An 11,765-nucleotide genomic window follows, 5' to 3' on the forward strand; every position below is an offset into this window, starting at 1 on the left:
GGGGGGGGGGGGGGGGGGGGGGGGGGGGGGGCGGGGGGGGGGGGGGGGGGGGGGGGGGGGGGGGGGGGGGGGGGGGGCGGGGGGGGGGGGGGGGGGGGGGGGCGCCCCCCCCCCTAGCCCAGGAGATGGTCTACCCGTCTGGCATCATGCCGCGCCTGCAAGTCGAGAGAGTCCCCGTGTGGCCCCCTCTCCCTGCCCCTCCCCCACAAGGGAGAGGGAATGAGAGAGACGTGCCCGCCTCACTCAAGCGCAGCGCCGCAGCCCACCCCCAAATACAAAACGACCCGGAGGGGGGCATCCCGTCCGGGTCGCTGGAGGTCTTGGGAGGTTTAACGAAACCGTATGTGAGCTTTATAGGAGGGAAGTTTTTCCGCCTGATGTTGTGCTTTGTTTCAATTGTTTCGTGGGCGGTAACACTTCCGTGTCCGGGATAGGGCCAAAGCTTGCGTCCTATCCCCTTGAAATGTCTAAGCTTCAGGCGGCAAAGCGCTCGACGCCGGCGCCCTTAAGCAATTCGGCGAGTTGCTTGCGGGCATAGAACATCCGGGTCTTCACCGTGCTCTGCGGGATGCCGATGATCTGTCCGACCTCCTCCACCGACTTCTCATGGTAGTAGACGAGGTTGATGATTTCGCGATGCGCGGGTGACAGCTTCTGAACGCAGGCGCGCAGGATCGCGCTGGTGTCGCTGCGGTCGAGCGAGGTCTCCGGCGTGTCGCAGCCATCGGCGATCTGGCGCACGTCTTCCTGGTCGATGTCCTCGAAACGGCGCTGGCGCATCGCGGTCAGCGCCTTGAAGCGGGCGATCGAGAGCAGCCAGGTCGAAACCTGCGAGCGGCCCTGGAATTGGCCGGCGGTCCGCCACACGTCCAGAAACACCTGGCTGACGAGGTCTTCCGCCGTGGTAGCGTCGCGCACGATCCGCAGGATGAAGCGGTACACGCGCACATTGTGTCGGCAATAAAGGATGTGCATGGACGTCCGGTTGCCGTCGGCAATGCTTTCGAGAAGCATGTCGTCCGAGGTCGCCTGAGCGGCAATGATGCTCTGGCTGGCTTGGGCGTTGATGGCGATGACGTTCGGCATTGACTTGGCTCCCCGTAGCGCCGCAACCGAGCGGCGTTTCCTTGGACCAAAGTGTTAATGAGCCAACGTTTCGGGACGTCTGCACGAAAAGGAGAAAATGGTTTCGTGCGCCATCAAATTGTTTCGTCGGATTAGCCGCGACGAAACATTCGAGGCAAAAAAGCGTGGAATTTCAATGTACGGAAAATACGGGGATGGGGATTAGGCGACGAGCGGAGGCGCCGGGAACATATTTCCGGGGCTTGCGTTCGATGTCGCCCAATCCCAGCTGTCGTCTTGGCCTAGTGCGCAATTGCGCACGGGGGGCCGGGACCCATAAACACGGAGTGGGTTCGGCGAAGACACGAGGGACCAGCCTCGCGCAGCAACTTCTGCTCGGGGTAATGGGTCCTGGCTTTCGCCAGGACGACAATGGGGCCCCTACGCCTTCTCGCCCGCCGGCGAGAACAAATAGCCGCCGCCGCGGATGGTGCGGATCACGGCCGGCTTTGCCGGATCGGGCTCGATCTTGCGGCGGATGCGCATGATGCGCAGATCGACGGCGCGGTCGAAGGCTTCGGCGTCGCGCGCATTGGCCAATTCCAGCAGGCGCTCGCGCGACAGCACGCGCTTCGGATTGGCCGCGAACACTTTCAAGAGCCCGAACTCGGATGCGGTCAGCGGGTGCTCGTTGCCCTCGTCGTCGCGCAGGGCCTGCGCTTCGAGATCGAGCCACTTTGTCCCGAACCGTACCAATTGCTCCTTGTCCGATTTCGCAGCCGCCGTTTCCGCCACGGCTTTCGCCGGCGCGCTCCGGCGCAGCACCGAGCGGATGCGCGCCATCAGCTCACGCAGCTCGCACGGCTTGGCCACGTAATCGTCGGCGCCGAGCTCGAGGCCGACGACGCGGTCGATCGGGCTCGCCGTCGCCGTCAGCATGATCACCGGCACGTTGATGCGGCTCTTCAGGTCGCGGATGATCGAGAGCCCGTCTTCCTCCGGCATGTTGAGGTCGAGCACGACGAGGTCGGGCATGCTGCCGTCGATCGCCGTGCGCAAGGACTTGCCGCCGTCGCACAGCGTCACGGTGAAGCCGTGCATCTTGAGGTAATCGCCGACCATCTCCCGGGCCGGGGCCTCGTCGTCGACGATCATGATGTGCTGGCTTTGGGTCATGGTCCTGAGATCACGGGATTTCGGTCGCGGGGAGGGTGATGGTGAAGGTCGAGCCCTTGCCGGGGCCCTCGCTCTCGGCGGTCACCTCGCCGCCGTGCATGTCGATGATACGCTTGACGATGGATAACCCAAGCCCGGTCGAGCTCTCGCCGGCGGTCGGTTTTGCCGACAGCCGCTGGAACCGCCCGAACAGGCGGCCGAGATCCTCCGGCGAGAGGCCGGCGCCCTCGTCGCTGACGCGGATGATGGTGTCGCCGCCCTCATGGCTGACGATGACACCGATCTTGCCGCCGATCGGCGAGTATTTGATGGCGTTGCTGATTAGATTGTCGATCGCCTCGCGGATGCGGTCGGTGTCGCACATGGTGACGATGTTGACGGGCGCGGTGACGCTGATCGCCTGCTGCTTGTTGACGGCGAGCGGCTGGTTGGCCTCTGCAACCTCCTTGACCAGGGCCGCGACGTCGACGGGCTCGCGGCGGATGGTGATGTCGAAGGCGTCGGCCATCGCGTCCGAGATCAGATGGTCGACCATCGTGGTCAGGCGCTTGGTCGCATCGCGGATGTGATCGACCTGGGCGACCACGCCGCCTGACGACGCGCCGGTCGAGATCAGCTCCTTCAGCATCTCGGTGCGGCCGAGGATGACGCCGAGCGGGTTCTTCAGATCGTGCGCAACGGTGCCGAGGATTTCGTTCTTGAAGCCGTTGGCGCGCTGCAGCCGCAGCCATTGCGCCGAGAGCCGGCGGTTGGCCTGCATCAGCGCGCGGGTGCGCTGGGCGACACGGTCTTCCAGCTGGGTGTTGGCGGCCTGGAGCTGCTGGTAGAGGATGACGTTGTCGAAGGCGATCGAGAGCCGGCTGGAGAAGATCTCGACCAGCGAGCGGTCGGTTTCCGACAGCTCGCGCTCGGCCTGCAGCAGCACCACGACCTCGCGGCCGCTTCCGGTGCGCAAATAGATCACGCTGCGGTGGTCGGCGAACTCGTTCTTGCGGCCCTGGAAAGCGGCTTCCACCATCGCGCGCAGATCGGGATCGAGCGCCTTCGACGAGGTCGTGCCGATGAAGCGGCTGTAGCAGCCGCTGCCGGCGAGCACCGAAAGTTCGGGGTCGATGCCGCCATTGTCGCGCAAGACCAGGATGCCGGCGCAATCGACGTTGAGCAGCGAGGCGAGCTGGGTCAGCACGCCCTCGGCGAGCCGCTGCATCGACTTGAAGTCGTACAGCGTGGAAGCCGCGTCGATGATGATCTCGAGTCCGCGCCTTGTCTGCAGCATGCGCTCGAGCTGCTGGTAGGAGCGCAGCGCCGCGGTCAGCGAGGTGAACAGCTTGTCGGCGGTGAGCTCGGTCTTGGCCTTGTAGTCGTTGATGTCGTACTGCACGATCACGCGCCGCTCGGGCGCCTGGCCGGGCTGTCCGGTGCGCAGGATGATGCGGACGGTCTCGTTCTTGAGCTCGTTGCGGATGTACTCGACCAGCTCCAGGCCGGCGACGTCCGTTTCCATGATGACGTCGAGCAGAACGGCGGCGATGTCGTTGTGCGCGGCCATCAGCTTGCGACCTTCCGCCGCGGAATGGGCAGAGAGGATCTCCAGGCCCTGGCCGTTGAGCGAATAGTCCGAGAGCGCAAAACGCGTGCCGTCATGCACGGCCGGATCGTCGTCGATGACGGCGATCTTCCATTTCCGGGCGTCAACATCCTCCGATGCAGTACCGGTGTCGTCGATCAGGTGGAGGACATCGTCCTGTTCGGCCATTGAGAAGTCCCGTCAGTCTCTGTGCTTTGCGCGCCGCCCCTGGCGACCCGGGGCATGATAATGCGAAATGTAGTGCCTTGTCCCAGCTTGGATTCCAGCATCATGCGACCGCCAAGCTGCTGGGTGACGAGGTTATAGACGATATGGAGGCCGAGTCCCGTGCCACCTTCATTGCGCCTGGTGGTAAAGAATGGGTCAAAGGCCTGGCGCTGCACGTCGGAGGTCATGCCGGCCCCGTCATCGGTGAAGATGATCTCGACGTCATCGGCCCCGCGGGGCCGTGCCGAGATCGTGATCGTGCCGGCGCGACCATCGGCAAAGGCGTGGTTGGCGGCATTGAGGAAGAGGTTGGTCAGGATCTGGCCGTAGGAGCCGGGATAGCCGTCGAGCAGCAGCCCCTCGGGCATGTCGACATGGAGCGTGATCGGCGAGCGCTTCAGCACCGGGCGCAGGCTCGCGATGATCTGGTCGGTGGCTTCGCTCAGTGAGAACTGCCGCCGCTCGGCATGGGAGCGGTCGACCGCGACCTGCTTGAAAGACTGGATCAGTTCGCCGGCGCGCTGGAGGTTGGCGACGAGTTGCTGCGAGGCGTCGCGCGAGGATTGCACGAATTCTTCCAGCTGCGAGCGGCGCAGGCCGCCGTCGCCCTTGAGCTGGGCCTCGAAAATCTCGGTGCGCCGGGCAAAGCTCGACGCAACGGTGAGGCTGATGCCGATCGGGTTGTTGACCTCGTGCGCAACGCCGGCGACGAGGCCGCCGAGGGCTGCGAGCCTCTCGGCATCGATCAGATTCTGCTGCGCGGCATTGAGCTCGAGCAGCGCGCTCTCGGCCTTCTCCTTGGACGCGCGCAGCTCGTCCTCGGTCTGGCGCTTGGCGATCGCGTTCTCGCGGAACACTTCCACCGCGCGCGCCATGGCGCCGACTTCGTCGCGCGCGCGCGTGCCCTGCACCTCGCGGCCGAGGTCGCCGAGCGTGATCGCGCGCATCGCCGCCATGATCTGCTGCAGCGGCAGCCGGATCGACAGTGCGATCAGCACGCCGGCGGTGAGGATGATGCCGAGGAAGATCACCGCGATGGAAAGAACGCGACGGGAGATGTCCGCCAGCGTGCGGTCGAACGTCTCCTGCGCCTTCTGCTCGCGCTGGCGCATCTTGGTGGAGAGGTCGTCGATGGCACCGATCGCCTCGGCCTGGTTGGCGTCGATGGTGTTGCGCAGCAGCTCGGTACGGTTCGTGAGCTGCTCGGAGAGCTTTGCAAAGCCTTCGCGCAGCGCGGCGGTCCGGGCCGCGAGCCGCCGCAGCGCCATGCGCTGGAGGTCGTTGTCGGCGAGGTCGATCATCACGGGGATGGTCTTCTCGATCGTCTCGGTGTTGCGGCGGGCGTCGTCGGCCGCACCCGATGACAGCGACAGATAGTAGGAATTGGCCGCGACCAGCATCGCGGTGAAGGCCTCGCGCGACTTGCCCAGCGAAGGCCAGATCAGCGCGTCGCGATGGCCGGTGGCGCCTTCGATGATCGAGTAAAGCCCGGCCATGTCCCTGGCCGGTCCCTGCACCTGATCCTCATAGGTTTTGGCGATGGTGGCCTGCACGCCGCGCAGCTCGCCGAAGCCGTTGAGGAAGCGGTCGGTGGTGCGCTCCAGCTCCTCGACCGAACCCGACAGCATCGGGTCCTTGGCGGCACGGTTGGCCAGCGTCCCCAGCACCGCCTCGCGCAGCAGCAGGATCTCGGCGAACAGGTCGGGGCTCGGCTGGTTGATGTAGCGGTGGATCAGATTGTGCAGCCGCCCGGTCTCACTTTCGAGCAGCGCCAAAATCCGGTCGGACTCGCGCACCTGGCGCACGTCGTCCCAGGCCGAGCCGAGCACCTGCGAGCCGTTCCAGATCAGCCCGACCAGCACGATGACCACGGCGGAGTTCAGCGCCGCGATCGACAGGATGCGCCAGCGGATCGGCACCGCCCGGAGCACGCCGACCAGCCGCGCGCGTAGCCGCCCCATCGGGCCGGGCGACCTGTCTGCATGCTCGCTGTGTCCAAGCCCGGGCAAGAGGCCTCACTCCACCTTGCGAATGCGTTCGATCAGCGCGGCCGCGGCCGGATCTTGCCCGGCCTTGGCGTAGATCGCGACCATCGCGTCCTCGAACGGCTTGCGGTCGATATCTCTGACGATGGTGACGCCCGCTGCTTCCGCCTTGCGCTGCGACTGCTCCTCGAGGTCGCGCCATTTCTCGCGCATGAATCGGCTGGAGCGCTGCGCGGCTTCCCTGAAGATGGTCTGATCGTCGACTGAGAGGCTTTTCCAGGCCTTCAGCGAGATCACCAGCACTTCGGGGCTCATCGTGTGCTCGGTGAGCGCGAGATAGCCGGCATGCTTGTAATGGTCCGTCGTCACGTAGGATGGCCAGTTGTTCTCGGCGCCGTCGATCAAATGGTTGGCAAGCCCGGCAAGCACCTGCCCATAGGGCATCTCGACCGGCTCCGCGCCGAGCGCGCGGATCATCTGGCTCATCAACTCCGACTGCTGCACCCGGATCCGCAATCCCTTGAGGTCCGCGACACTCCGCACAGGCCGGGCGCCGTTATAGATCGACCGCGCGCCGGAATCGTAGAAGGCGAGGCCAACGAAGCCATAGGGCTCGAAGCTGCCGAGGATCTCGCTGCCGACCGGCCCGTCCAGCACCTTCTGCATGTGCTCGATGGACCGGAACAGGAACGGCATCGCCAGCACGTTCATCGCCGGAACGAAGTTGCCGATCAGCGCCACATTGGTCCGGTTGAGATCGATCGCGCCGACCCGGGTCTGCTCGATGGTCTCCTTCTCCTCGCCGAGTTGGCGGGAGTGGAACACCTTGACCTCGTGCCGGCCGCCGCTGCGCTCGGCGATCAGGGCGCCCATGTAGCGCAGCGCCTGCACGGTCGGATAATCCTCGGTCTGGGTGTCGGCGGCGCGGAATTCGCGCGCAGCGGCTCCCGTCGCGCAGATGGCGATCAGAAGCGCGACGAAAACCACCCCGGTCCGCGTGCGTTCGGCACGGTTCAACACTGGCACACTCAACCCCTCAGTGGTGGAGTCTATGGCGGGAGGAAAAGGTTCAATGCAATCTAGCAGATGGTCGTGGGAAGGCCATCCCGCCCGGGGCTTCGGCGTGATTGTGCGGCGCGGCCGGCGCTCATTCTCGGTTGAAACCGCAAATGCCGCGCCTTAAGCAGGGACAGCCGCTTTCGTCGTGCGGCATGGAAAGAGCCATCGTGACTTCAGCATCGCGCCTTTTGCAGGTCGCCGCCGCCTTTGCGGCCCTCTCATTGGCCGCGCCGGTGCGTGCCGCGACCGACATCGCCTGGTGGCACGCGATGTCCGGCGAACTCGGCAGGCAGCTCGAGAAGCTCGCCTCCGACTTCAACGCCTCGCAGACGGATTATCGCGTCTTACCGACTTACAAGGGCAGTTACACCGAGACGGTGACGGCCGCGATCTTCGCCTTCCGCTCGCGCAGCCAGCCCGCGATCGTCCAGGTCAACGAGGTCGCCACCGCCACCATGACCGCGGCCAAGGGCGCGATCTATCCCGTGTTCAGCCTGATGCGGGACATGAACGAGCCGTTCTCGCTCAATGACTATCTTCCCGCCGTTTCCGGCTACTACACCGATGCGGCCGGCAATCTGTTGTCGTTCCCGTTCAATTCGTCGACGCCGATCCTCTATTACAACAAGACCATGTTCCGCGACGCAGGGCTCGATCCGGACGCGCCGCCGAAGACCTGGCCGGAGCTCGGCGCTGCGGCAAAGCGCCTGCGCGATCGCGGCGCGGCGTGCGGCTTCACCACGTCCTGGCCGTCCTGGATCCATGTCGAGAATTTTTCAGCCTTCCACAATCTGCCGCTGGCGACGCGGACCAACGGCTTCGCCGCGCTCGATGCGGAATTGACCATCAACAATCCGTCTCTGGTGCGCCATGTCGCCGAGCTCAGCGAGTGGCAGAAGACCAAGGTGTTCGACTATAGCGGCCGCGGCCAGTCGGCCGAGCCGCGCTTCCAGAACGGCGAATGCGGCATCTTCATCGGCTCCTCGGCGACGCGCGCCGACATCAAGGCGAATTCGAAGTTCGAGATCGGCTACGGCATGATGCCGTATTGGCCCGACGTGAAGGGCGCGCCGCAGAACTCGATCATCGGCGGCGCCACGCTGTGGGTGCTGCGCGACCGCCCGCGCGAGGAATACAAGGGCGTGGCGCGATTCTTCGCCTATCTGTCGCAGCCCGGCGTGCAGGCCGCCTGGCACCAGAACACCGGCTATCTGCCTGTCACCCGCGCCGCCTTCGAGCTGACGCGCGCGCAAGGCTTTTACGAGCGCAATCCGGGCTCGGCGATCTCGTTCGAAGAAATCACGCTGCATCCGCCGACGGAGAATTCGAAAGGCATCCGGCTCGGCTCCTTCGTGCTGATCCGCGGCGCGATCGAGGACGAGCTGGAGCAGGCCTTTGCCGGCCGCAAGAGCGCGCAAGCCGCGCTCGATGCCGCGGTCGAGCGCGGCAATAAGATCCTGCGCCAGTTCGAGCGCGCCAGCCCGGATAGGTAGGGGGCGGGATGGTAGCTCGGCGTTAGGGCAAGACCGTTCCACAGCGTCATGGCCGGGCTTGTCCCGGCCATCCACGCCTTGGCCGCAGCACGAAGAACGTGGATGCCCGGGACAAGCCCGGGCATGACGAACTCACATGCAGTTGGTTTACGATGTCGATGCCACTCCCTCAGTTCGCCGACGCCGAGAGTTTTCGCGCCTTTCGCGCCGACCCTCCGCGATGGCTGCCGATCGCGCTCGACATCGCGCGCAGTCACGGCCTTGATGTCAGCGCGCCGCATGTGTTTGCCACCGGCACCAATCTCGTCGTCGGCTTCGGCGATCACCTGATCCTGAAAATCTTCCCGCCGCTGCTCCGCGCGCAATTCGTCTCCGAGCGCGGCTCGCTGACGCAGCTTGCCGGCCGCCTCCATTTGCCGATCCCCGAGATTGTCGCGGAAGGCGAGCGCGACGGCTGGCCTTATCTCGTCATCACGCGCCTTGCCGGCACGCTCGGCTCGGAGGTCTGGCCGTCATTGCCGGAAGCGCAGAAGGAGCGCGTGCTGCGCCAGATCGGCGAGACCATCGCGTCCGTACAGCGCGCGCCGCTCGGGCCGCTCGCGCAGATCGAGCCGCGCTGGGGAGACTTCATGCGCGCCCAGATGCAGGGCTGCAAGGCGCGGCACACGCGTCTCGGCCTTGCGCCAAAATTCCTCGCCGGCCTCGACGATCTCCTGCGCGATGCGCCCGCGCTCATTCCGATGGATGCGCCGGTGATCCTGATCGGCGAATACATTCCGGAGAACTTCCTGCTCGCCTGCGACGACGGCCAATGGTCGCTCGCCGGCCTGTTCGACTTCGGCGACGTGCTGGCGGGATGGCGCGACTACGATCTGCTCGGCCCCAGCGCCTTCATGGCAGCGGGCCGGCCGGGGAGGGTGCGCAGCCTGCTCGAAGGCTTTGGCTATGCGAAGCTCGACTTCGCGCTCAAGCGCCGCCTGATGGCGCTGATGCTGCTGCATCGCGCCAGCGACCTCAACAGCCACATCTGCATCGACGGCTGGCAGGGCCAGGCGAATGATCTGGTCGAACTCCAGGAGCTGATCTGGCCGGGGTGATTGCCGGCGATCCCCACAGTCGTCCTGGACAAGCGAAGCGCAGATCCAGGACCCATTACCCCAGGGAGGGGTTTTGCGAAGATTCGTAGTTGCCAGCTTCGCGCCGCAACTCCTGCTTGGGGTAATGGGTCCTGGCTTTCGCCAGGACGACGGTGGTCCAATAGGCCGCCTGCCAAACAAGCGAGACTCCATTCAGCTTATTTTATGAGCAAATGCGCATCTTTGTATGCAATGTCCCAAGACTTGGTTTCTGATCGATGGTTCGATCAATAGCTATTTCATTTAGATATTTCAAAGTCTTATGCCGGTTTAAACTCTCATTAAGCCTTGGCACGAACCTTGCGAATCGAGTTCCAACCAGAAAACTTTGTGTTGGAGCGATTTCATGAAGCGCCGCGATTTCCTCAAGTCCGTTTCCGGATTGGCCGCAGGCGCGGCGCTTCCGGCCATGCCCTCCGTGGTTTCTTCGGCCTATGCCGATGCGCGCTCGGAGACGCTGCTGATCGTCTCCGAAGGCGGCCCCAACAATCTCGATATCCACGGCGTCGGCACCAATGTGCCCGGCTATGAGGTGTCCTGGAATTGCTACGACCGCCTGATCAGCCACGAGATGAAGACCGGTCCCGGCGGCGTGCCCTATTACGACCGCGACAAGTTCAAGGGCGAGCTCGCCGAGAGCTTCAAGATCGACGACATGTCGGTCACCTTCAAGCTAAAGAAGAACGCCAAATTCCACGACGGCGCGCCTGTCACCGCCAAGGACGTGAAGTGGTCGCTCGACCGCGCCGTCAGCGTCGGCGGCTTCCCCACCTTCCAGATGAGCGCGGGCTCGCTCACCAAGCCCGAGCAGTTCGTCGTGATCGACGACTACACGGTGCGTGTCGACTTCCTGAAGAAGGACAGGCTGACGATCCCCGATCTCGCGGTGATCGTGCCCTGCATCATCAATTCCGAACTGGTGAAGAAGAACGCCAGCGAGAAGGATCCCTGGGGTCTTGAGTACACCAAGCAGCAGACCGCGGGCTCCGGCGCCTACAAGGTGACGAAGTGGACAGCCGGCACCGAAGTCGTGATGGAGCGCAATGACGATTGGGTCGGCGGCCCGCTGCCGAAGATCAAGCGCGTGATCTGGCGCATGGTGCCGCAGGCCGGCAATCGCCGCGCGCTGCTGGAGCGCGGCGACGCCGACATTTCCTACGAGCTGCCGTTCAAGGATTTCCAGGAGATGAAGGCGAGCGGCAAGCTCAACGTGGTGTCGCTGCCGTTCTCCAACGGCATCCAGTATATCGGCATGAACGTGACCAAGCCGCCGTTCGACAATCCCAAAGTGCGTCAGGCGGTCGCCTACGCGATTCCCTACCAGAAGATCATGGACGCGGTGATGTTCGGGCTGGCAAACCCGATGTTCGGCGCGCCCAAGGACAAGCCGACCGAAGTCGCCTGGCCGCAGCCGCACAAATACAACACCGACATGGACAAGGCGAAGGCGCTGCTCGCTGAAGCTGGTTATCCCAACGGCTTCGAGACCACGATCTCGTTCGACCTCAACTTCGCCGGCGTGAATGAGCCGCTCTGCGTGCTGGTGCAGGAGAGCCTGGCCCAGATCGGCATCAAGACCACCATCAACAAGGTGCCCGGCGCCAACTGGCGCACCGAATTAAACAAGAAGGAGATGCCGCTCTTCACCAACGTATTCTCGGGCTGGCTCGATTACCCCGAATACTTCTTCTACTGGTGCTATCACGGCAACAATTCCGTCTTCAACACCATGAGCTACAAGTCGGCGGAGATGGACAAGCTGATCGACGGGGCGCGCAATGCTGCCGCCACCGGTGACACCGCGACCTACGACACCGACGTGAAGGGGTTCGTCGATCTCGCCTACAGCGACATCCCGCGCATCCCGCTGTACCAGCCCTTCGTCAACGTCGCGATGCAGAAGAACATCAGCGGCTACCAATACTGGTTCCACCGCAGGCTGGATTACCGCGCGATGGCGAAGGGGTGAGGGGGCGTGGCGGGCGCTGTCCTTCAGAGTGAGGTGAGCACGCTCTTCAGGCTCCCTCCCCCCTTGTGGGGGAGGGTTGGGGAGAGG

8 protein-coding genes are annotated in these 11,765 nt (G+C 64.4%); 3 read left to right on the plus strand and 5 right to left on the minus strand.

Annotation, left to right across the window (positions count from 1 at the left end):
* Positions 1-474 precede the first annotated feature (474 nt).
* The 5 genes from AC0L21_RS37255 to AC0L21_RS37275 all read right to left on the minus strand — a co-directional run bounded on the left by AC0L21_RS37255 (position 475) and on the right by AC0L21_RS37275 (position 7,047).
* Positions 475-1,086: a sigma-70 family RNA polymerase sigma factor gene (locus AC0L21_RS37255; RefSeq protein ID WP_247495466.1), complete on the minus strand. Its 612-nt coding sequence runs from the start codon at positions 1,084-1,086 to the stop codon at positions 475-477.
* A 420-nt stretch (positions 1,087-1,506) separates the two neighbouring features.
* Entirely contained in the window at positions 1,507-2,241 is a 735-nt protein-coding gene (locus AC0L21_RS37260; RefSeq protein ID WP_007597984.1) for a response regulator, read from the minus strand.
* Positions 2,242-2,251: 10 nt separating this feature from the next.
* Positions 2,252-3,997, minus strand: coding sequence for an ATP-binding response regulator (locus AC0L21_RS37265; RefSeq protein ID WP_473266908.1), 1,746 nt, complete (start codon positions 3,995-3,997; stop codon positions 2,252-2,254).
* Complete coding sequence (locus AC0L21_RS37270; RefSeq protein WP_473266923.1) at positions 3,967-5,997, minus strand: sensor histidine kinase; 2,031 nt, start codon at positions 5,995-5,997, stop codon at positions 3,967-3,969. Before AC0L21_RS37270 ends, AC0L21_RS37265 begins: the two co-directional genes overlap by 31 nt.
* Positions 5,998-6,051: 54 nt before the next feature.
* Positions 6,052-7,047, minus strand: coding sequence for a TRAP transporter substrate-binding protein (locus AC0L21_RS37275; RefSeq protein ID WP_473266911.1), 996 nt, complete (start codon positions 7,045-7,047; stop codon positions 6,052-6,054).
* A 185-nt stretch (positions 7,048-7,232) separates the two neighbouring features.
* Here AC0L21_RS37275 and ugpB point away from each other — a divergent pair, with 185 nt between their 5' ends.
* The 3 genes from ugpB to AC0L21_RS37290 all read left to right on the plus strand — a co-directional run bounded on the left by ugpB (position 7,233) and on the right by AC0L21_RS37290 (position 11,678).
* Positions 7,233-8,573, plus strand: coding sequence for a sn-glycerol-3-phosphate ABC transporter substrate-binding protein UgpB (gene ugpB, locus AC0L21_RS37280; RefSeq protein ID WP_473266914.1), 1,341 nt, complete (start codon positions 7,233-7,235; stop codon positions 8,571-8,573).
* Between the two features lie 152 nt (positions 8,574-8,725).
* Positions 8,726-9,670, plus strand: a complete 945-nt coding sequence (locus AC0L21_RS37285; protein WP_473266916.1) for an aminoglycoside phosphotransferase family protein — start codon at positions 8,726-8,728, stop codon at positions 9,668-9,670.
* A gap of 385 nt (positions 9,671-10,055) precedes the next feature.
* Complete coding sequence (locus AC0L21_RS37290) at positions 10,056-11,678, plus strand: ABC transporter substrate-binding protein (RefSeq protein ID WP_473266920.1); 1,623 nt, start codon at positions 10,056-10,058, stop codon at positions 11,676-11,678.
* Positions 11,679-11,765: the final 87 nt, after the last annotated feature.

Source organism: Bradyrhizobium sp. WSM4873, assembly GCF_055811355.1.